Source organism: Paenibacillus sp. sg306046 (assembly GCF_059821225.1).
This window is the reverse complement of the sequence record NZ_JCAMRT010000014.1, coordinates 83,833-103,815: the sequence shown is the minus strand read 5'-3', so window position 1 is coordinate 103,815 and position 19,983 is coordinate 83,833. Positions and strand designations below refer to the sequence as shown.

Sequence of the window (19,983 nt, the reverse complement as noted above, 5' to 3'; positions counted from 1 at the left end):
CGTACGTGTAAAAACCGAGAGGAGGTCCTTGTATGCGCAACGACCGCAAACCCAATCCTAGCTCCGCCCAAAGGCATGACCACGACAAGTGCAACCATGAGGGGCATGACCATAAAGGACATGACCACGAGGGGCATAGTCACGACGAGCACAGCCATGAAGGGCAAAGCCATGAAGGGCAAAGCCACGATAAGCATGATCATGAAGGACACGGCCATAAGGGGCAAAGCCACGATAAGCACAACCACGAAGGGCATGACCACAACAGCCATAGCCATCGCGACAAACATGATCACGGAAGCAAGTCAGGCCATGGCCACCATCACCATCACGGCGGCGGACATCACCACCATCATCATGGCGCGGACGGCAACCGGAAGGGACTGACGATGGCGCTGATCATTACGGCAGGCATCATGCTGCTGGAGTTTTTCGGGGGATTATGGACGGGCAGCTTGGCCTTGCTATCGGATTCCGGACATATGCTCAGCGATACGAGCTCGCTTATATTGAGCCTGATCGCGATAACGTTTGCGGCCAAGGCAGCATCGCCAGCGAAGACGTTCGGGTATTACCGCTTTGAGATTTTGGCCGCGTTATTAAACGGAGCTACTTTATTTATTATCGCAGGCGTTATCGTGTGGGAGGCCGTGGAGCGTTTCTCTGATCCGCCTCAGGTGGCGAGCGGTTCGATGATGCTGATTGCAACCGTAGGCTTGCTGGCGAACTTGCTGAGCGCCTGGGCGTTGATGCGTCAAGGGGATGTAAAGGGCAATGTTAATATGCGCAGCGCATACTTGCATGTGATCGGCGATGCGCTCGGCTCTGTCGGAGCAATTGCCGCAGGTGTTGTTATGTGGGTGTTCGGCTGGTATTGGGCCGACCCGGTCATCAGCGTAGTCGTTGCCTTGCTTATTTTGCGCGGGGCGTGGGGAGTTATCCGGCATACCGTGCATATCTTGATGGAGGGAACGCCTTCGTCGGTGCATGCGCCGGAGGTGGAGCGGGAGCTAGGGGGAATTGCCGGTGTGCGGGAGGTTCATGATTTGCATATTTGGACGATTACCTCAGGGCTGGATTCCTTGACCTGCCATCTGCTGGTTGATGACGAGGCTGACCATCAGCTGATTTTGCAGCAGGCGCTGCGTCTGGTAGAAGAAAAATTCGGCATCGGGCATGCGACGATTCAAATTGAAGGCTCCTCAATCAGACACAGCGAGCTGAAAGTATAAACGGCTTGTCCAGCGACTAAATATCGTTCGACCGAAGGCGTAAACGGGGTATACTGCGCTTCGAAGTTTTTCTGCCGATTCTCTGCCAATGAGGGACTGCTGCACGAAGGCCGGTGTTGCTGATCCGGCCTTCGTGTGGGGCCAAGCCTTACTTTCTTTTTTTCCGCTTCTTCACGCTGCTGACCATGACATCCTTCTCGCTGTATGTCACGTAATGCTGCGGCACAGGCACGCAGTGATGCTGGTTGATGACCTCCACGGGATGAATAATGGGCTGTGCTTGCGGGTAATAAAAGTTGTTATACATTTGCGTCGGGGCGGTCATAATGGGGCTGAGCGGCGGACAGTTATGACAATATGCCATTGTACTTCACGCTCCTTTTCTCATCGATCTAGGTTATTGTATGATGCACATCTACCCGGTGTCTGTTCGAATGTCTCGTAGGCATGAAACTTTTATGCACGCCTGCCTGTTCCCTCTTCCCCAGTCGGCCAAAACCGGGTACACTGGAGGGACAAAGCGAATAGGGCGAAGGCGCTGGAATGGGCATACGGGGGGACCCGGACAGGACGCGCGGGGAAGGAAGACGGTAAGTTTTATGGGGAGTGGTTGCACAAGCACAGCTGCTGACAAGGAGAGACAACTTTCGAGTCTGGACGGGTTCATTCAACGGATCGAAGCGGAGCTGCTGCCGGGTCTGGAGATCGCCAGCGAGCAGCATCATGAGCCTGTCAAGGTGTATCGGACCCCAAGCTCCTGGAAAACGGTGGGCGTCGGCAATTATGCTGCTGTGCTGGTGCATCCTGACCGTCCTGATCTTGTGGTCAAAGTGTATGCGCCAGGCAGGCCGGGGCTTGAGGACGAAGCGGAAGTGTACAAGAGGCTGGGCCAGCATCCGGCATATTCCGAATGCCTGCATGCGGGGGCGAGCTATCTGGTGCTGCGGCGGCTGACCGGGGTCACGCTGTATCAGTGCTTGCGGCGGGGCATCCCGATTCCGGCACGGGTTATACTGGACATTGACCAGGCGCTGCTTTATGCGCAGAGCAAAGGCCTGCATCCCCATGATGTGCACGGGAAAAATGTGATGCTGCAGGACGGGAGAGGCAAGGTCGTGGATGTGTCCGACTTCCTGAAGCAGGACCCGTGTTGGATGTGGGACGATCTCAAACGCGCCTACCGCCGGTTTTACCGTCCTTGGCTGGGGCGGATTCCGATACCTGATGTACTGCTGAATACGGTGCGCCGCGGCTACCGGTATTGGCGGAAGCGCCGCCGCCGGACGTAACGCTCCTGCAGGATGCAGAAGGCAGACGAGCCAGATTGCCGGGCTGTCAGATGCGTTTCCACAGTGAAACCGCAACCGGGTGTTATGCGTAACATGCGGTAAGTCGGCTGCGAGGATCGGCAGGCAGGGCGGCCGTACAACGGTACAACTAAACAGGAGGCGGGACCATGTCATTTTTCAAAAAAATGCTGGCAAGTGTAGGCATCGGCTCGGCAAAGGTAGATACGCAGCTTGATGAGACCGAAGTGACGGTTGGCGGGCAATTAAGCGGACAGGTACGGATTCAGGGCGGCGATCTGGAGCAGCAGATTGACCGCATTTATTTGTATGTGAAAACGAGCTACATCAAGGAGCAAAACGACAGCAAGGTCAAGCAGGACGCGGTTGTCGCCAAATACCAGCTGTCTGAGGCGTTTGTGATCGGGCCGGGCGAGGTGCGGGAAATTTCGTTCAGCTTCCAGCTGCCGGAGCAAATGCCGGTTACGCTGCGTCAAGCTCCGGTTTGGGTTGAAACAGGGCTGGATATCAGCTCCGCCATTGACCCGACGGATCGCGACCTGATCCAGGTTCATCCCAACGAGGCCATGCAGACGGTGCTGGATGCGCTGGATAAGCTTGGCTTCCGCCTCCGCGAAGTAACCAATGATTATTCACCTAAGCTCGGCGGCCATCTGCCGTTTGTCCAGGAGTTTGAATTTGTGCCAACGACGAACTTCAGAGGTTATCTGGATGAGCTGGAGGTGCTGTTTTTCCCGCGCGGCGGCGACCTGGAGCTGTTTCTGGAGATCGACCGCAAGGCGAGAGGGCTGCGGGGGATGTTTGCCGAGCAGATGGGGCTGGATGAAAGCAAGGTACGGTTCACGATTCCGGCCAGTGAACTGCAACGGGGAGCGAACACGGTGTCCGGCCAGTTGAAGGAACTGATCTCGCGTTACAGCAAATAAGCTCGACCCGCCCGCTGCTGCGGGCGGTTTTTTGTATGATACGCGCCGGCCGTCCCTTTTCAGACAAGGTGTGGAAGAGACAGGGCCAAGGAGCCTACCTAAAGGAATGGGGTTGGAAGCATGCAGGAGTTGTACGATTTAATTGAACGGCTGGTCCAGGAGCAGGAGCTGATTCAGGCTACGATCAGTCAGCCCCGAAGCGGAGGAGCCAGCGAACCGGGCAAGGTGACGGTGAAGCCGGTGGCGCTGCGCGGCGAAGCGTTTTATCAATTCAGCGCTTATACAGGAGCCAAGGTGCAGCATGAAAATGTGCCCCAAGCCGAAGCTGGCCGCCGGTTGGCCGATTGGCTCAGCGGCTCGTTCCGCCAGGGGCTGCTGCAAGCGGGCGAAGCCGATTACCAGGTGTTGATCAGCAAGAAGGGCAAGCTGGGCATTTTGCGCAAGCCGCCGACCAAGCAGGCCGACGCGGCCCGGCCCCTCGCCCACAACCGTAAAAAAAATTACGAGCTGGAGGATGGCGTGCCGGTGCCATTTCTCATCGAGCTAGGTATTATGAACGCCGAAGGCAAGGTGCTGGCGAAGCGGTACGACAAGTTCCGGCAGATCAACCGGTTTCTGGAGATGATCGCCGATGTGCTTCCTCATTTGCCAGCTGGGCGAAGGGTGCATATTGTCGATTTTGGCTGCGGCAAATCGTACCTGACGTTTGCGTTATATCATTATTTGCATGTGATGAAGGGCGTCGATTTGCAGCTGGTCGGGCTTGATCTGAAGGAGGATGTCATCGCCTTCTGCAACGGCTTGGCGGAGCGGCTCGGCTATGACCGGCTTCGTTTTCTGGTCGGGGATATTGCCCAATATGATGAGCTGGAGCGCGTCGATCTCGTCGTCACGCTGCACGCCTGTGATACGGCGACGGATGCGGCGCTGGATAAGGCGGTGCGGTGGAACGCTTCCGTCATTTTGTCCGTGCCATGCTGCCAGCATGAGCTGTTCAGGCAAGTGCGCAGCGAGACCCTGACGCCGCTGCTGCAGCACGGCATCCTGAAGGAGCGGTTTGCGGCGCTGGCAACGGATGCGCTGCGGGCGCGGCTGCTGGAGCTGGCGGGCTACAAGACGCAGCTGCTGGAGTTTATTGATCTGGAGCATACGCCGAAAAATTTGCTGATCCGCGCGGTCAAAGCCGGGAAAGCGCCGGCTGCGGCAGAGCGGGACAAGCTGGAGGCGGAATATGCGAGATTCCGCGACTTTATTCACGCCGATCCGTACCTGGAGCATGCGCTGGGCGATCTGCTGACGCTGCAAGGACAGAAGGAGCCCGGTTAACCAGGAGCTAGGAGCTGAACGGTTATCGCCGATAACGCAGCATCAACTTGTTGGCCATTGTCAGCGGGAGGGTCGGAGCGGCGCTCTGTATAGCAAGAGCATGGTACTATTGAAGTTAAATGGCAGTGAGCGGAGGGGGCGTTGAGCTTGAACAGGCACGAGGCAGAGCGACGAAGCTCTCTAATGGAGCCGGAATCTCAACAGGAACGGCAAAGCAAGCTAAAGGTCGGTTTCGGTCCCTTAATCGGAGACAATTGCCGCTTGCTTATTCTGGGCTCTATGCCGGGGGAGGCATCGTTGCAGGCTGCGCAGTATTACGGACATCCGCGCAATATGTTCTGGCGCCTGTTGTATGCGCTGCTGGATGGAGGAGAGCCTGCAGCTGACTACGAGCAGCGGCTGCATTTCGCTGCTTCGCGCGGGATAGCGTTGTGGGACGTACTGCGTGCGTGCGAGCGGGAAGGAAGCCTTGATTCGGCGATCCGGCGGCCTGAAGCCAACGCTTTCGAGACTTTGTTCGAGCATTGGCCGAAGATTGAGTATGTGTTCTTCAATGGCAGCGCAGCCGCCGAGCTGTACCGCAAGCATGTCCGGCCCGAATTGTCCGCGCCGGACATGCGGCAGTATGCTACGCTGCCTTCCTCCAGCCCGGCGCGGGCGATGAGCTTCGAAGCAAAGCTGGAGGGCTGGGCCAAGCTGCGCCGCGTCTGGAAGTCACTGGAGCGAGGCAGCGGTGATCAGCATACCGCCAATGACAGCGGACCGGCTTGATGAAAGGCGACAGAAGCCGCCCCCGCAACATTGCGTCATTGTGAGGGGCGGCTTCACGGGGCTGCCGTGTGTCTGCCGAAGGCCGGATTGGAGAACGGTGCCAAGGTACGTGCGGCAGCTGCTTGCTTCTTTTTGCGTGCGTTAGAAACGCTCCTTCTGCTTCCTTTGCTTAAGTTCCTTCTGCTTCCGTTATTTACGTTCCTTTTGCGTGGCGCCGTTTAAGTTTTTCGTCGTTTTCACTTGCTCGACCGTGTCGTTGACAAATTCCATATCCTGATTTTCCGCAGACATGGACGCCGTACCCTCGTAGTTGCCTTGATGCTTTTTATTTTCGCTCATGCTAACACTCCTCGTTCTGATGAAATGTATGCCCTCGCGGATCAAGTTCCGCCGTCTTACGATGCGCCGGAAGTGCAGAAAATATGCCCGTTCCTACTCATGGTGCGAGGAATGGCAAGCGTTGATCATGGTATACTAAAATGAAACACAGGATAAGCTGGGATATTCTTGCACAGCGACTTGCCGAAAACGAGTGGTTCACCCGCATAAACCTGAGAGCTACGAGGGGGAATTGGCATGCCAAAGCAACAATTACGCGTCCCTTACGGATACGAGCCGCCTAAGGAGCAGGACCGGGAACGCGGCACAATCTGGGTATATGACAGCTTTAGCGCATTTACCTTGCCGCGGCTGGAGCAGCTGCTCCAGCTGGCAGAGGACCGGCATTTTGCCAAGCTGGTGTTTTACCCGCTGCATGAAGAAACGCTGCGCCGGATGGAAAAAAGGGAGGCCGAGCCTTATTACCGCCGGGTGCAGGCGCTGGAGGAGCTGATTGACGACGCAGCGCCGCTGATCGACTGGACGATTGAACGGCTGGAGGGGAAGAGGAAGAAATACACGCCTGCGGACACAGCCTTTCGGTTTATGGAGGAGAAATATAAGCCGCCTTATTTTATTTATGTGACGGAGCAGACGGCGCGCAAGCTGGCCGGATATGAAGGGTTCGAGCAGTGGCTGACGAAGGTGCGGCTGCTGATCGCAGACGGGCAGGCGGATTCCGTCTTGCCATCGCTGTTGACCCGGCACGCCAGCCGGTGGGAACGGGTGTAAGCTCGACAGTGCGAGCTGCGCCATGCGGCATTCACCAGGCATGGGTGGAGGCGTGGGAACCAGACTGTGTATATGGAAGCAGAAGCTGTCATACTGAGCACGGAGAGCCTGGACAACGGATTGTAAAATTCAAGCGAGCGGCGGGATCGCGTATGTCGCCGCACGTCGCCAGCGGCGGAGCAGCTCCGACTCTCCGCTGTCAAATCAAAAAGCCCGGCCGCCTTTTTTACAGGCTGGCCGGGCTTTTTTTCTCAGGTCGTCTCTCGTTGACGGCCTGTCTTTCAAGGGCGCCGCCGCTTCGTCGACAGGCTGAGAATCGTTCGGCTTATCCGTCTATAGCGGCTGCCCGGGCGTCAGGCGTCGGCGTATACGCGATCAGTGTGATGGAGTCGCCTGTCAGCTCCGTCAGCCGGGCTTCGGCTTCGCGGATAATCGACAATGCATCATCGGCTGCGGACAACGCAGCGACTTGATAGCCGTCTGTTTCAATTTTCATCGTTTGTTCAGCCTCCTTGGGGAATGGGCAACCCTTCGGTTAGCTTTCCCCGGACAGAACGTTGCATATCCGCATGCGGCAAGCGCAAAGACGAGCGAGCCGTCGGCTGCCAGGAGCAGCTGGCCGTCCTTCCGTTCACGACCAGACGGTATATCATCGAAGCCGCCTCCTCGTTGATTCTGCCTGCCCATGCAGGCGAAGCGTGCAGCGAAAATTCCGCTTGCTTCGTCGAGCATGGCCCGCTGCAACGATGTCAATCATCCTTGTCCGGCCGTTTGGGCGGCTTACGGTTGTCCTCGAAGTCGGACCGTTTTTTGTCGTTGTCGCGCTCCTTCGCGCGCTCTTTTTCTTCTTTTTCGTTCGCTCTTTCCTGCGCTTTTTTCTCCTTTTCCTTCTCTTTCTCCTCTTGCGCCTTTCGGGCTTTCTCCTGTTTCTCCTTCTGCTCATCGGCCCGCTGCCGCTCCTGCTCCAGGCGAAGCGCCTCTTCCCGGGCTCGCAGCACGTCAGGCGGAACGGTAAACGGCTTGATTTCCGTGCCCTGCAGCGCCCGTGTCAGCATTTCGCGAAACAGTGCGGCCGGTGTGGCGCCGCCGGAGGTAGTCAAGTAATGCTGACGGTCTGTCTTGTCATAGCCGACCCAGATGGCAGCAGTCAGCTCCGGGGTGTAGCCGACAAACCAGGCATCCTTCGCGCCGTTTGCGCCGATGGCCTTAAATTCCTCGGTCGCCGGAAGCTGGGTCGTACCGGTTTTACCGGCAACGGGGCGTCCGGCCAGATTGGCAGCCGTGCCGGTACCGGCGGCGACAACCTCCTGCAGCAGCGTTGTCATGGTGTACGCATGCACAGGCGACGTAACCGCCGTCTGCTGCGGATGGGCTTGAACAAGCAGTTGCCCGTCCTTCGTTGTAATTTGTTCGATGGCATGAGCTTCCCGACGGATTCCTAGATTGGCGAATGCGCTGTAAGCCTGAGCCATCTCCAGCGGTGAAACGCCTTCGCTCAGCCCGCCCAGCGCGAGACTCAGGTGACGGTCCGGCTCGCCCAATGTGATCCCCGCCCGGCGCACGTAATCCAGCCCTCGCTCAATGCCCATTTCGTGCAGCAGCCAGACGGCGGGAATGTTCCAGGAGCGTACAACGGCTTCCTGCAGCGAAACTTCGCCGCGCGTCCGGCCGTCCCAGTCGCGGGGCCGATAGCCTGCAATGTCCAGCTCGCCGTCATAAAGCGGAGACTGCAGGGTATAGCCCTGCTCCAGCGCCGGTCCGTACACGGCAAGCGGCTTGAAGGTTGAGCCAGGCTGCCGCTTCAGCTCCGTTGCGCGGTTGAAGCCGCGATAGGGCTGCTCGCCGCGCCCGCCGACGACAGCGCGGATCGAGCCTTCCGTATGGTCGAGGATGACGGCTGCGCCTTGCACGAGCTGCCCGTCCGGGCTGGCCGGAAAAAGCCCTTCCTGGGCGAATACATCATCCGCCGCCTGTTGAATCCGCAGATCAAGCGTCGTATGAATGCGCAGCCCCATGGTCAATATTTGCTGCTCGGTGAACCCGTAAAGCCATTCCGCCTCATCGATAACGACATCCACGAATGCCGGAAATTTGCCCTTCAACGACTCATCGTTGTCGGTGTGCAGCTTGATCGGCGCGGCCGAGGCCTGGTCATATTCGGCAGGGGTGATCAGCTCCTGCTCCTTCATCAAGGACAACACAAGGTTGCGCCGCTCCAATGCCGCCTCCGGATTGCGCACCGGGGAATAACGGGTCGGAGCTTTAGGCAATCCGGCCAGCAGCGCCGCTTCCGGCAAGGTGAGCTGCCCGGCGGATTTACCGAAATAGTGTCGAGCCGCTCCCTCTACCCCCCAGCGGCCTTCACCGAAATAAATGCTGTTCAGGTACAGCTCCAGGATCTCCTCCTTGCTGTAGGCGACATGAATTTTGACTGCATAACCAAGCTCCTTGAGCTTGCGCAGCAGTGTTTTGTCCGAGGACAGAAACAAATTTTTCGCCAGCTGTTGAGTGATGGTGCTGCCGCCTTCCTCCATGGAGCCGGCCTTCAGGTCGCGCAGCAGCGCCCTTCCCATAGACCTTAGATCGTAACCCCGGTGCTCGTAGAAGCGCCGGTCTTCGACGGCAACAATCGCCCGTTGGAGCGTTGGCGCAATTTGCGCCAGCGGCACTGGCTCCACTTTGGAGGAGGAGAGCTGGGAGACGGGCTGGTCCTGCGTATCAAGAAGGAAGCTTGGCTCGGGCAACGGCCGCTCCAGCTTACTGATATCCAGTCCGCTTACCCAGCCAGCGACTAATCCCATCAAGGTCAGGAGCAGCAGCGCAGCGCAAACGCTCGACCAGAGCGCGAACCGCAGACGCCCGGAACGTTTTCCGTCAGCCGGCTTCCCAGCGGTACGCGGGCCGGAGCTCGCAGCATCTGCCGACGGCGAGCCTCCCCAGGCCGACCGCATGGCGCGCGCCGGAGACGGAGGCTGCTGGCTGTTATCCCGCTTGAACGATGGCGGGGGGAATTTCATCAGGTGTAGCCCCCTTCTATGTCGGATCATGACCGGAATCATGTTCTGTGGCGCAGCTGTTTCTGCACGTTCGTCCACATTTCTTTACTAATTTCGTAAGCCGGACTTCATTTGGCTCGGTAGTACAGGCAGAACCGTAAAAAAGGCCCCGACCGGCATCATGAACCGGAGGGAGCCTTGTTTACTGAAATACGGTGCATCATGTCCGCAGCGGGTCGCACGGATTTATCTTCATCGAAAGTGCTTCGATCCGAAGCTATTTTTAAGATTATAGAATTTATAAGTTTTCAGCAGAGCTGAACGATTCTATAATCGCAAGAAAACCTACCTCTGAAACGCGGTCGATCATCCTGAATGGCCTCGATAGAGGTTTTCTTACTGCAGCGGGTCAGGGAACAGTCCGCTTTCCCTCACCTGCGCATTGGTCGGCATCCGGGACATGGACCGGCCAAGCCGCTTCACTTCCTCCTCGTTGCTGGCCATGCGGCCGTTCTGCGCGGCATCGACGGACAGGAACCGGGTCCGCGAAGGGACGGTTTCCAGATAGTCGGCGAGGTCAATTAATATTTCGGTGGCGGCTCCCGCAATTGCGGCAGGCACCTCATGGCTGCCGGCAAAGGCGGCTTCATTAAGGTCGATGCGTGTCAGTCCGTTGTCCTGGGTTTGGGCGTATAGCCGAAAAGGGTATTCCTTCGATGAGGAGGGATCTCGGAACGACAGCTCGTAGACGACCCCGGCAGGGGCGAAGGCTTCGGTAAAGCCGAGTGTAGACAAGGTGTTGTGTACATGGGCGAAAGGTTGGGTGATCGACGGCAGCGTTTTTTTACGAGACATGCGCAAACACTCCTTCGAGAATAAACTTCGGCGCCCAGGCCCGCCAATCCGTATTCAGGCGGCTTTCCGGACTGGCAGGACTCACCGAGTACCCCTATTTAACCGGTGGAGCGGCGAGTGAAACAGACAACCTTCGCCAAGTTCTGCCCATTCCCGTACTGGATGATTGATGATATAATGGGTTAAAATGGGTAGTTTGTCTTAGGAGTTGACTTTGGCGGTCGTACGACGGAGCGCGTACAAGGTCAGCATAGCTCCGCTGAAGTCCACCATGCTGAGCGCGATGAAAATAGGCTTCAGCATGTCAAGCGTCACAAATACGGTCATGAAAAACGGGAGAGAGGCCCGTGTAAACACGGTCAAATAAAAGAAACCGCGCATGCCCTCGCGGGCGGATTGAAAATAGTCGAAGCCCAGATAAAGCATAAACATGCCGATCAGCCGAATCCAGATGTAGTCCTCCTGCTCGTAGCCGAGCAGCGTGGACAGCAGGCTCGGAGCCAGCAGCAGCGTGAGGCTGAGGGCGAACATGTAGAAGCTGAAGAAATAGACCGTTTTGGCTGGAAAGCTCATGCGATAATCCCCCTGAAACGTGATATGATAAGGTGAATGACATCCATGGAAAGCGAGACTAGCGATGCGAATCAATAAATACATTAGCGAAACCGGCTTGTGCTCCCGCAGGGAAGTGGACAAGCTGGTGGAGGCTGGCCGTGTCACGATCAACGGCGAGAAGGCTGGACTGGGCAGCCAGGTTGCCGAGGGCGATATCGTCCATGTGGACGGCAAGCCGATTGACACGAAAACGAAGGCGGTTTATTTGGCGTTAAACAAGCCTGTCGGCATCACCAGCACAACGGAGCGCCATGTGCGCGGGAATATCGTCGACTTTGTCGGCCATGCGGAACGGATCTTCCCGATCGGCCGACTGGATAAAGACTCCGAGGGTCTGATCCTGATGACCAATGACGGGGATATCGTCAACAAGGTGCTGCGCTCGGAGAACGAGCATGAGAAAGAATATATCGTGACGGTGGACCGGCCGATTACCGCGGGATTTTTGCAGGGTATGGCTGGCGGCGTCCGTATTCTCGGTACGATGACGAAGCCTTGCCGCATCAGCAGGGTGGACGACCGGACCTTCCGTATTATTTTAACGCAGGGACTGAACCGCCAGATTCGACGGATGTGCAGCGCCTTCGGCTATGAGGTGCGCCGCCTCAAGCGCGTGCGGATCATGAACGTGCAGCTTGCCGGCCTGCCGGTCGGGAAATGGCGCGAGCTGACCGGAGCGGAGCTGACGGAGCTGCTGCGGCTGGTCGGACACGAGCCGACCCGGTGACGGCCTGAGCCCCGCAGAGCAGCAAGACAGACCTCTCAGCTCAGCGGGAGTCGAACCGGCAGTCATGGCTTCAGCTGCGACGACAGAGAGCTCGACAGTCAACTGGAGACTAGCTCTGGCTCAGCCGTTGAACTTGTAGCCGACGCCGCGAACGGTCAAAATGTAACGCGGATCGGTCGGATTCGGCTCGACTTTTTTTCGCAGATTGCTGATGTGGACAAGCAGAGTGCGGGTATCGCCGTTGCTGTCCACCCCCCAGGTGAGCTTGTACAGCTGCTCCAGCGACAGCACCTTTCCCGGTGTGCGGGCGAGATGCAGCAGCAGATCGAATTCCTTGGAGGACAGCGGGATGGCCTGCCCGTCCACCTTGACGGTGCGGCTCAGCAGATCGACCTCCAGCCCGGGGAAGGACAAAATCTGCGCTTCTTCCTTGTGCTGCTCCAGCAGCACGCTGCGGCGTAGATGCGCCTTCACCCGCGCTACGAGCTGACCGGGGCTGAACGGCTTGGTCATGTAGTCGTCGCCCCCGATGCTGAAGCCCAGAATAATGTCCATGTCCTCGCTTTTGCAGCTCAGGAACAGAATTGGCGTCGTGTAATATTTACGGATTTGCCGGCAAACCTCGATTCCGTCCATCCCGGGCAGCAAAATATCGAGAATGACCAGATCCGGCCGATACGTGCGCACCGATTGAACGGCTTCTGCTCCGGTGGAGCAGGTGATGACATGAAATCCCTCTTTTCGTAGGTATAAGGTTATGAGTTCGACAATTTCTGGCTCATCATCCACGATCAGAATTTTTTCTCCAGACATGTGAGTTCTCCTCCAAGCTAGCCTAACACGGATAAAATGCCCATCAATGAAACATTTTTTCAAGAAAGAAAGTGGTATCCATTTCCAGAAACTATTCCTATTATAAATGGTTTTGGGTCGTCGTGGCTATAGTTTTGTTAAGTTTGTCACTTTTTGGCGCAGGGTTCTGGTTATTTCAGCCTAAAGAATCGGGTCATGCGGCAGCGCGCGGCAAGCTGAATTTGCAGCAGGTAAACTGGGAGCAGGAAGCTGTGCTGAAGCTTGATGGTGAATGGGAGCTTTACAGACAGCGCTTGCTGACGCCTGACCAGCTTCGCGAACAGGGGCGGGAGGCCGGCCTTCCGGAGCAGCTGGAGCTTCCGGCGCATTGGAACAGTCACGGCCGGGCGCTTGCCGCACTAACGGGAGAAGCGTTCGCGACCTACCGGCTGGAGGTTGCCATGTCGGCTTCACCGCACACCTTCGCAGTCCAGCTGCCCCGGCTGCAGCCTCCTTACAAAGTATGGCTGAACGGCGAGCTGCTGGCGGAGGGAGGCCCGCGCACGCAGAGCTCTTCGTTCTCGGCAGCGAACTATACGCCGCCGCTGCTGCATTTCAAGCCGGTCGACGGCAAGCTGGAGATCGTCATCCAGTCGTCGGGCTTTCACCACTGGACCGGCGGATTATGGAGCAGTCCTTCGCTTGGCCGGGCAGAGAAGCTGGAGAACGGAATACGGATCGGTCTGATGCTGGACATGATTGCTGTCGGCGGACTGCTGGTGCTGGGCGGGCATTATATCATCCAGTTTTTGCTGCGGCGCAAGGAGATGGAGGCCAGCTTGTTCGGGCTGTTTTGTCTGCTGCTTGGACTGCGTACGCTGCTGCTCAGCGAAGGGCTGCTGCCGCAAGGGCTCTTCGGGTTGTCCGGCGTCGGCTTGCTGCGGGTCGAGCAGGTTTGTTTATTTCTGGGTGTCATCGCCATCACGTTGTTTGTCAAGCTTTTATATGCCCGCGAGGTGCCTGCCTTGCTGGCCCGTCTGATTATCGGGCTGAGCCTGATCAGTATGCTGAGCGTGCTGGTACTGCCGCCGCTGTGGGCAGCCGTGACAGGCATCCTGTTTCAATGGGTGTCCTTTGGGCTGGCGATGTTTATGCTGCTTGCGCTTGGGCTTGCCTTGCGCCACGGCCGCGAGGGCGCTGTATTTGTTATGGCTGGCGCAGTCGTCTGTATGATGGCATTGTTCGGCGATGCGGTGCTGCGCCAGACGTTCAGCTATGTGGACCAGCTGACGGCGCTCGTGCTGTTGCTGGGTGCGTTGTGCATTTCGTTTATTTTAAGCGCCAGAGCGGCCAGAGCCATTTCGTCGGTTGAGCTGCTGTCGCGGCAGCTGCGGGAGCTCAACGCCGGACTGGAGCAGAAAATTCACGACCGGACGGCCGAGCTGGAACGGATCAACCGCAGTCTGGAGCTGGTTAATGAAGACCTGGCCCGGATGGAAACGTCGCGGCGCCATCTGCTCAGCAATATTTCGCATGATCTGGGCACGCCCATGACGCTGATTCAAGGATATGTAGAGGCGCTGATGGACGGGGTGGTGATGCCGGACCAACAGCAAAAATATTTGAAGCTGATTCATAATCGCATACTCGGGTTGAGCCGGCTGATCCAGGATTTGTTTCAGCTGTCCAAGCTGGAGGCGCGCCAGATCGAATTTGACATCCAGACCGTCAGCACGGAGGAGCTGATTCGTTATTTCGATGAGCGGTATGAGCCGGAGCTGACGGGCGCCGGTTTACGCTTTGAGACGATCGCTTATGGACAACGTCCGGTAGGCCGGAAGCCTGCCAAGGTGCGTGTCGATATTAACCGGATTGATCAGGTGCTGACCAATTTGATTTACAATGCAGTCAAGCATACGCCGCAAGGCGGACTCATCCTGCTCCAGTTTAACGTGGACGAGCATTCGCTGGTCATCCAGGTGCAGGATAACGGGACGGGCATTGCCCCGGAGGATTTGCCGTATATTTTCGACCGCTTCTACAAGAAAGACAAGTCGCGCAACACATCAGGCGGAGGCAGCGGTCTTGGTCTGGCGATTGCCAAGGAAATCGTTGATTTCCACGGCGGGCGCATTTGGGCGAACAGCCGCTTCGGGCAAGGGGCATGTATCGCTTTTATGCTGCCGCTGTCCGAATAATACGGTTACCCGGAGCCGCCTGCTAACAAGGAATGGCGGTAGTCGGTAGGCGAGCTTTGGTACTGCCGCTTGAATTGCTTGGAAAAATGCAGCGGGTCCTGAAAGCCGACGGAGGACGCAATCTGCTCGACAGTCAGCTCGGGGCGCTCGCGCAGCAGGTGGCGGGCTTTGTCGAGCCGAAGATGCAGCAGAAAGGTGATTGGGCTGACGCCGGTATGCGACTTGAACAAGGTCGACAAATAGGCGCGGTTGTAGCCGAGCGCTTCCGCCATCAGCCCGATCGTAATCGGTTCGGCGTATTGCGTGGACAAATAATGCAGCGCCTGCTGCACGATCCGCGCCCCGCCGGTGTCCGCGGCCGGCAGCCGCGGCTCGGCCGGCTGCAGCGCTTCGGCGTATTCGGCCAGCAGCAGGTGCAGGCAGCCCGCCGCCTTTAGGGAGGCGCCGGCCGCTCTCGTCCGGAACGTTTCCTGCACTTGCCGGAACAACGCGGGGACGCGCCGGTTGCGGGGGCTGCTGACGACCGGGGTCCGGCTGTTCAGCCCGACCTGGCCGAGCAGGGCGGCAGCGCCGCCGCCGCTGAAGGCGATCCAGCGGTAATGCCACGGATCTTCGACATCGGCGGTGTACTGTACAAGCGTATCAGGCTCAATCAGAAACGTATCGCCCGCGCCAAGCTCATACATCCGGTCGGCGCATGTGTACGTGCCTCGCCCGGATAAAATATAATGAAGCAAATAGTAGTCAACAATTTTGGGTCCGGGCTTATGTCCGGGCTTTGTTTGGCTGTTGCCTGCGAACAGGACGGCGACGCCCGGCTCGTCTCCGGGTGTCGGCGAAACCGCAGGGTTGGACACGACATAATAGCTTTCCTTGGGCAAAGACGGGCGAGACGCGGACATGGGCGGACGGCTCCTTTCGTCGATGCAGGCATGCATCATGCAGGTATCAGTATAGCATGCGAATCTGACATTTTTCCATATCGAACTGACATCGTTCCATAGTGCTCGCCAGCCTCTGGCGGCTATACTGAAAGCAACGGAATCATCCTTTATTCTCTCAGAAGAGGTGAAATTAATTATGGCAACGATTCAAGCTTTGCAGGAACGGTTTACGGCTTTGTACGGCACGGACAGTGAGCATCCGGTTCATGTATTTCATGCGCCTGGCCGCGTTAATCTGATCGGCGAGCATACGGATTACAACGGCGGGTATGTGTTCCCGGCGGCACTGACCTTCGGCACGACGCTGCTGGCGCGCAAACGCAACGATCAGCAGGTTGGATTCGCCTCCACGAACTTTGAGCTGCACCAACATATTTCCATTCAAAACCTGACGAATGATCCGGCGCACGCCTGGATGAACTATCCGAAGGGCGTGATCTTCGAGCTGCAGCAGGCGGGCGTTACAATCGGGGGCTACGATTTGCTGTACAGCGGAGCGATTCCGAACGGCGCAGGGCTTTCCTCGTCCGCTTCCATTGAAGTGGTGACGGCGTTCGCGCTGCTTACGCTGGAGGGACAGCCGGTGGACAAGATCAAGGTCGCGCTGCTCTCCCAGAAGGCGGAAAATGAATTTATCGGCGTCCAATGCGGAATTATGGACCAATTCGCCGTCGCAATGGGCAAAAAGGATCACGCCGTGCTGCTGATGTGCGATACGCTTGAATACCGGCATGTGCCGTTCCAGAGCGGAGCGTATAAGCTGGTCATCGGCAATACGAACAAACAGCGCGGGCTGGTGGATTCGGCCTACAACGAGCGCCGCTCCCAGTGTGAGCAGGCGGTAGCCGCACTGCGTGCCAAATATCCGGAGCTGACGCTGCTGGGCCAGCTGACGCTGGACCAGTACAACGAAGCGGAGTCGCTGATCGAGGATGAGGTCGTGCGGAAGCGGGCCCGCCACGTCGTGGAGGAAATCGACCGCGTGCTGAAGTCGATCGAAGTGCTGGAGCGCGGCGATCTGGAGGCGTTTGGTCAATTGATGAACGGCTCGCACCGCTCGCTGCGGGATTTGTACGAGGTGACCGGCTTTGAGCTGGACTCGATGGTTGAAGCGGCCTGGAACATTCCGGGCGTGCTGGGCGCGCGGATGACGGGCGCAGGCTTCGGCGGCTGCACCGTGTCGCTTGTCCACGAGGATACGGTCGCGCGTTTTATCGAGGAGGTCGGACGGGTGTATCAGGAGAAGACAGGACTGGAAGCGAGCTTCTACGTCTGCGATATCGGCGACGGCGTTAAGGAGCTGTAGCTCAGGCGTACGGCTTGGACTTTACTGGGAGGCTGGCGTCAGCCGGCTATCCCGCATTCGGGAGGAGCGAAAACGATGGCGGTATTGGTAACGGGCGGAGCCGGATATATCGGGTCGCATACAGTGGCGGAGCTGCTGGAGCGGGGCGAAGAGGTTGTCGTAGTTGACAGCTTGCAGCAGGGGCATCGCGAGGCGGTGTTGGGCGGCAAGCTGTACGTCGGCGATTTGCGCGATAAAGCGTTTCTCAGCGCCGTATTTGAGGAAAATGAAATTGACGCGGTTATTCATTTCGCAGCCAATTCTCTGGTTGGCGAAAGCATGAAGGACCCCGGCAAGTATTATCATAACAATGTGTACGGCACGCTTTGCCTGCTGGAGGTTATGAACGAGCATGGCGTGAAGCGCATCGTGTTCTCCTCGACGGCGGCTACCTACGGGGAACCGGAGCAGGTACCGATTGTCGAGACGGATCGCACGCTGCCGACGAACGCTTACGGCGAAACAAAGCTGGCGATGGAGCACATGATGAAATGGTTTGATGTTGCGCACGGGATCAAATATGTATCGCTGCGTTACTTCAACGCGGCCGGCGCGCATGAAGGCGGCCAAATCGGCGAGGATCATCAGCCGGAAACGCATCTGATTCCGATTATTCTCCAGGTTGCGCTGGGTCAACGTCCGCATATCTCTGTGTTCGGCGACGACTACGCGACACCGGACGGCACGTGCATTCGCGACTACATTCATGTGACCGATCTGGCAGACGCCCATATTCTCGCGGTTAAGAAGCTGCGCGAAGGCAGCGACAGCGCGGTTTATAACCTTGGCAACGGTAAAGGCTTCTCCGTCAAGGAAGTGATCGACATCGCCCGCCGGGTGACCGGACATCCGATTCCGGCCGTGATGGAAACCCGCCGGGCCGGCGATCCGGCTTCGCTGGTCGCTTCGTCGGACCGCGCACGCACGGAGCTGGGCTGGTCGCCGCAGCGCGATTCGCTGGAGCGTATCATTGCCTCGGCGTGGGCGTGGCACCAGGCCCGCCCGAACGGCTACAACGACAAGGCTTAGATCCTGACAGGTGTCGAAGCATTGACCTGACCGCCACTTACAGCGCTGTGAAGCATAAGCTGGGCCGCATGTGGCGAATTATATAAGATAAGGGGCATGGCTCCGTCGGCAGGTGCTTCTGTATGCAGCCTGGCCTTACGGGACATGCTCCGGGATCGGGAGTGGAACAGATGAGCACGACAGACGATCTTATCGCGCAGGAAGCCGCTGGCCGCCAAGCCGCTGCTGATGTGGAGCGGCTGCTGCAGTTCGGCGTGCAGCGCAAGCTGCTGGAGCCGCTGGACGTGGTGGCCGCGCGCAATGCGCTGCTTGATCTGCTGCGGCTGGAGGAGCCGTATACGGGCGAGCTGACGGAAGAGAAGGCCGACAGCATCGCCGAGCTGCTGACGCCGCTGCTGGATTATGCGGCTGCATCGGGGCTGCTTGCGGACAATACAACGACGCACCGCGACCTGCTGGACGGGCGGATCATGGGGCTGCTGATGCCGCGGCCGTCCGAGGTTGTACACCGTTTCTGGGCAACGGCCAAGCGGGATGGCATCGAGCATGCGACGGATGATTTTTATCGGCTGAATATAGACTCGAACTACATCCGCATGGACCGGATCAACAACAACCTGTATTGGCAGACAGCTACCGAATACGGGCAATTGGAAATTACGGTGAACTTGTCCAAGCCGGAGAAGGACCCGAAGGAAATCGCCATGCTCAAGCATGTCAAGGCGAGTCATTATCCTAAATGTCTGCTGTGTGTGGACAATGTCGGCTATGCAGGCCGCCTCGACCACCCGGCGCGTCAAAATTTGCGCGTGATCCCGCTGGAGCTGACCGGCGATCCGTGGTGCTTCCAGTATTCGCCTTATGTGTACTATAACGAGCACAGCATCATTTTCGACCGGGAGCACCGTCCGATGCAAATGTCGCGGCATACGTTCGAGCGGCTGCTGGACTTTGTGGATGTGTTTCCGCATTACTTTATCGGCTCCAACGCCGATTTGCCGATTGTCGGCGGTTCGATCCTGAGCCACGACCACTTCCAGGGCGGCCGTCACCGGTTTCCGATGGAGGAGGCCCCGACAGAGGCGCGGTTTACAAATCCGGCTTACAGCGGGGTGAAGCTGGGGATCGTCAAATGGCCGATGTCGGTGCTTCGTCTCTCCGGCCATGACCGCGTGCAGGTATTGGAGCTGGCGTCGCTTATTCTGGATCGCTGGCGCGAGTATAGCGACCCGGCGAGCGAGGTGCTGGCGTTCAGCGAGCAGGATGGCGTGCGGGTGCCGCATAATACGGTGACTCCGATTGCCCGCAACAACGCGCTCGGCGAATACGAGCTGGACCTGGTGCTGCGCAATAACCGGACGAGCGAAGAACATCCTGACGGTATTTTCCACCCGCACCAGGAGCTGCATCATATCAAGAAGGAAAATATCGGCCTGATTGAGGTTATGGGGCTCGCGGTGCTGCCGGGACGGCTGAAGGCTGAGCTGGAGCTGGCGGTCGGTCTGCTGACGGGTGAAGCTGCCCTGGCTGCGGTGCAGGACGATGCAGATCATCCGCTGCGTAAGCACGCTGCCTGGCTGCAGGAGCTGCTGGCGGCGCATGGCGCTTCCCTCTCGCGCGAGCAGGCGGAGCTGGCGCTGCAGGATGCGGTCGGCCGCAAGTTCGAGCGTGTGCTGACAGACGCCGGTGTGTTCAAGCGCGACGAAGCCGGACGTGATGCATTCCGCCGGTTTATCGGGTCGCTTGGATTTGAATAGCGCGCCGCTGCAGGCGAGGCTGTCGGGCGCTGTCGGGCAAGTGAGACGGCGGC

General features: G+C 58.0%; 19 protein-coding genes. 11 read left to right on the top strand and 8 right to left on the bottom strand.

The window, feature by feature from the left end:
• The first annotated feature begins 32 nt into the window (after positions 1–32).
• Entirely contained in the window at positions 33–1,232 is a 1,200-nt protein-coding gene (locus AC6ROY_RS15720; protein ID WP_500101516.1) for a cation diffusion facilitator family transporter, read from the top strand.
• Positions 1,233–1,380: 148 nt separating this feature from the next.
• On the opposite strand, the gene AC6ROY_RS15715 is transcribed toward AC6ROY_RS15720, so the two are convergent.
• Positions 1,381–1,596 carry a hypothetical protein gene (locus AC6ROY_RS15715; RefSeq protein ID WP_500101515.1) on the bottom strand — a complete coding sequence of 72 codons (216 nt, stop codon included), beginning with the start codon at positions 1,594–1,596 and terminating at the stop codon, positions 1,381–1,383.
• 235 nt (positions 1,597–1,831) lie between these two features.
• Here AC6ROY_RS15715 and AC6ROY_RS15710 point away from each other — a divergent pair, with 235 nt between their 5' ends.
• The 4 genes from AC6ROY_RS15710 to AC6ROY_RS15695 all read left to right on the top strand — a co-directional run bounded on the left by AC6ROY_RS15710 (position 1,832) and on the right by AC6ROY_RS15695 (position 5,562).
• A complete protein-coding gene (locus AC6ROY_RS15710; RefSeq protein ID WP_500101514.1) occupies positions 1,832–2,521 on the top strand; it encodes a serine/threonine protein kinase in 690 nt (229 codons plus the stop codon).
• Positions 2,522–2,688: 167 nt separating this feature from the next.
• Positions 2,689–3,465, top strand: a complete 777-nt coding sequence (locus AC6ROY_RS15705) for a sporulation protein (protein ID WP_500101513.1) — start codon at positions 2,689–2,691, stop codon at positions 3,463–3,465.
• A gap of 120 nt (positions 3,466–3,585) precedes the next feature.
• Positions 3,586–4,791: a class I SAM-dependent methyltransferase gene (locus AC6ROY_RS15700; RefSeq protein ID WP_500101512.1), complete on the top strand. Its 1,206-nt coding sequence runs from the start codon at positions 3,586–3,588 to the stop codon at positions 4,789–4,791.
• Positions 4,792–4,974: 183 nt separating this feature from the next.
• Positions 4,975–5,562: a DNA-deoxyinosine glycosylase gene (locus tag AC6ROY_RS15695; RefSeq protein WP_500101568.1), complete on the top strand. Its 588-nt coding sequence runs from the start codon at positions 4,975–4,977 to the stop codon at positions 5,560–5,562.
• 189 nt (positions 5,563–5,751) lie between these two features.
• Here AC6ROY_RS15695 and AC6ROY_RS15690 read toward each other — a convergent pair whose 3' ends face one another.
• A complete protein-coding gene (locus AC6ROY_RS15690; RefSeq protein ID WP_500101511.1) occupies positions 5,752–5,901 on the bottom strand; it encodes a hypothetical protein in 150 nt (49 codons plus the stop codon).
• Positions 5,902–6,138: 237 nt separating this feature from the next.
• Here AC6ROY_RS15690 and AC6ROY_RS15685 point away from each other — a divergent pair, with 237 nt between their 5' ends.
• On the top strand, positions 6,139–6,672 hold the full coding sequence (locus tag AC6ROY_RS15685; RefSeq protein ID WP_500101510.1) for a hypothetical protein: 534 nt from the start codon (positions 6,139–6,141) through the stop codon (positions 6,670–6,672).
• 325 nt (positions 6,673–6,997) lie between these two features.
• Here the strand turns inward: AC6ROY_RS15685 and AC6ROY_RS15680 are convergent, their stop codons facing one another.
• The 4 genes from AC6ROY_RS15680 to AC6ROY_RS15665 all read right to left on the bottom strand — a co-directional run bounded on the left by AC6ROY_RS15680 (position 6,998) and on the right by AC6ROY_RS15665 (position 11,096).
• On the bottom strand, positions 6,998–7,168 hold the full coding sequence (locus tag AC6ROY_RS15680) for a hypothetical protein (protein ID WP_500101509.1): 171 nt from the start codon (positions 7,166–7,168) through the stop codon (positions 6,998–7,000).
• Positions 7,169–7,421: 253 nt separating this feature from the next.
• Positions 7,422–9,689 carry a transglycosylase domain-containing protein gene (locus tag AC6ROY_RS15675; RefSeq protein ID WP_500101508.1) on the bottom strand — a complete coding sequence of 756 codons (2,268 nt, stop codon included), beginning with the start codon at positions 9,687–9,689 and terminating at the stop codon, positions 7,422–7,424.
• Positions 9,690–10,064: 375 nt separating this feature from the next.
• Positions 10,065–10,523, bottom strand: coding sequence for a hypothetical protein (locus AC6ROY_RS15670; protein WP_500101507.1), 459 nt, complete (start codon positions 10,521–10,523; stop codon positions 10,065–10,067).
• A 201-nt stretch (positions 10,524–10,724) separates the two neighbouring features.
• On the bottom strand, positions 10,725–11,096 hold the full coding sequence (locus AC6ROY_RS15665; RefSeq protein WP_500101506.1) for a hypothetical protein: 372 nt from the start codon (positions 11,094–11,096) through the stop codon (positions 10,725–10,727).
• Positions 11,097–11,160: 64 nt separating this feature from the next.
• Between AC6ROY_RS15665 and rluF the strand changes: the two genes are divergently transcribed.
• Positions 11,161–11,865 (top strand): 23S rRNA pseudouridine(2604) synthase RluF, encoded by a 705-nt coding sequence (gene rluF, locus AC6ROY_RS15660; RefSeq protein WP_500101505.1) that lies wholly within the window; start codon positions 11,161–11,163, stop codon positions 11,863–11,865.
• Between the two features lie 120 nt (positions 11,866–11,985).
• Here rluF and AC6ROY_RS15655 read toward each other — a convergent pair whose 3' ends face one another.
• The gene (locus AC6ROY_RS15655) at positions 11,986–12,678 is read right to left on the bottom strand and encodes a response regulator (protein ID WP_500101504.1); all 693 of its coding nucleotides are present in this window, start codon (positions 12,676–12,678) and stop codon (positions 11,986–11,988) included.
• Between the two features lie 134 nt (positions 12,679–12,812).
• Here AC6ROY_RS15655 and AC6ROY_RS15650 point away from each other — a divergent pair, with 134 nt between their 5' ends.
• Positions 12,813–14,855, top strand: coding sequence for a sensor histidine kinase (locus tag AC6ROY_RS15650; protein ID WP_500101503.1), 2,043 nt, complete (start codon positions 12,813–12,815; stop codon positions 14,853–14,855).
• A 5-nt stretch (positions 14,856–14,860) separates the two neighbouring features.
• On the opposite strand, the gene AC6ROY_RS15645 is transcribed toward AC6ROY_RS15650, so the two are convergent.
• Positions 14,861–15,757 (bottom strand): AraC family transcriptional regulator, encoded by an 897-nt coding sequence (locus AC6ROY_RS15645; RefSeq protein WP_500101502.1) that lies wholly within the window; start codon positions 15,755–15,757, stop codon positions 14,861–14,863.
• Positions 15,758–15,935: 178 nt separating this feature from the next.
• Between AC6ROY_RS15645 and AC6ROY_RS15640 the strand changes: the two genes are divergently transcribed.
• The 3 genes from AC6ROY_RS15640 (at position 15,936) to AC6ROY_RS15630 (ending at position 19,930) form a co-directional block, all read left to right on the top strand.
• Positions 15,936–17,105, top strand: coding sequence for a galactokinase (locus AC6ROY_RS15640; RefSeq protein ID WP_500101501.1), 1,170 nt, complete (start codon positions 15,936–15,938; stop codon positions 17,103–17,105).
• A 75-nt stretch (positions 17,106–17,180) separates the two neighbouring features.
• Complete coding sequence (galE, locus tag AC6ROY_RS15635) at positions 17,181–18,173, top strand: UDP-glucose 4-epimerase GalE (RefSeq protein WP_500101500.1); 993 nt, start codon at positions 17,181–17,183, stop codon at positions 18,171–18,173.
• A gap of 170 nt (positions 18,174–18,343) precedes the next feature.
• On the top strand, positions 18,344–19,930 hold the full coding sequence (locus AC6ROY_RS15630) for a UDP-glucose--hexose-1-phosphate uridylyltransferase (protein ID WP_500101499.1): 1,587 nt from the start codon (positions 18,344–18,346) through the stop codon (positions 19,928–19,930).
• The last annotated feature ends 53 nt before the right edge of the window (positions 19,931–19,983 follow it).

Coding starts and splice junctions, on each gene's coding strand:
- AC6ROY_RS15720 (WP_500101516.1), top strand. CDS start 33: ATGCGCAACGACCGCAAACCCAATCCTAGCTCCGCCCAAAGGCATGAC.
- AC6ROY_RS15715 (WP_500101515.1), bottom strand. CDS start 1,596: ATGGCATATTGTCATAACTGTCCGCCGCTCAGCCCCATTATGACCGCC.
- AC6ROY_RS15710 (WP_500101514.1), top strand. CDS start 1,832: ATGGGGAGTGGTTGCACAAGCACAGCTGCTGACAAGGAGAGACAACTT.
- AC6ROY_RS15705 (WP_500101513.1), top strand. CDS start 2,689: ATGTCATTTTTCAAAAAAATGCTGGCAAGTGTAGGCATCGGCTCGGCA.
- AC6ROY_RS15700 (WP_500101512.1), top strand. CDS start 3,586: ATGCAGGAGTTGTACGATTTAATTGAACGGCTGGTCCAGGAGCAGGAG.
- AC6ROY_RS15695 (WP_500101568.1), top strand. CDS start 4,975: ATGGAGCCGGAATCTCAACAGGAACGGCAAAGCAAGCTAAAGGTCGGT.
- AC6ROY_RS15690 (WP_500101511.1), bottom strand. CDS start 5,901: ATGAGCGAAAATAAAAAGCATCAAGGCAACTACGAGGGTACGGCGTCC.
- AC6ROY_RS15685 (WP_500101510.1), top strand. CDS start 6,139: ATGCCAAAGCAACAATTACGCGTCCCTTACGGATACGAGCCGCCTAAG.
- AC6ROY_RS15680 (WP_500101509.1), bottom strand. CDS start 7,168: ATGAAAATTGAAACAGACGGCTATCAAGTCGCTGCGTTGTCCGCAGCC.
- AC6ROY_RS15675 (WP_500101508.1), bottom strand. CDS start 9,689: ATGAAATTCCCCCCGCCATCGTTCAAGCGGGATAACAGCCAGCAGCCT.
- AC6ROY_RS15670 (WP_500101507.1), bottom strand. CDS start 10,523: ATGTCTCGTAAAAAAACGCTGCCGTCGATCACCCAACCTTTCGCCCAT.
- AC6ROY_RS15665 (WP_500101506.1), bottom strand. CDS start 11,096: ATGAGCTTTCCAGCCAAAACGGTCTATTTCTTCAGCTTCTACATGTTC.
- rluF (WP_500101505.1), top strand. CDS start 11,161: ATGCGAATCAATAAATACATTAGCGAAACCGGCTTGTGCTCCCGCAGG.
- AC6ROY_RS15655 (WP_500101504.1), bottom strand. CDS start 12,678: ATGTCTGGAGAAAAAATTCTGATCGTGGATGATGAGCCAGAAATTGTC.
- AC6ROY_RS15645 (WP_500101502.1), bottom strand. CDS start 15,757: ATGTCCGCGTCTCGCCCGTCTTTGCCCAAGGAAAGCTATTATGTCGTG.
- AC6ROY_RS15640 (WP_500101501.1), top strand. CDS start 15,936: ATGGCAACGATTCAAGCTTTGCAGGAACGGTTTACGGCTTTGTACGGC.
- galE (WP_500101500.1), top strand. CDS start 17,181: ATGGCGGTATTGGTAACGGGCGGAGCCGGATATATCGGGTCGCATACA.
- AC6ROY_RS15630 (WP_500101499.1), top strand. CDS start 18,344: ATGAGCACGACAGACGATCTTATCGCGCAGGAAGCCGCTGGCCGCCAA.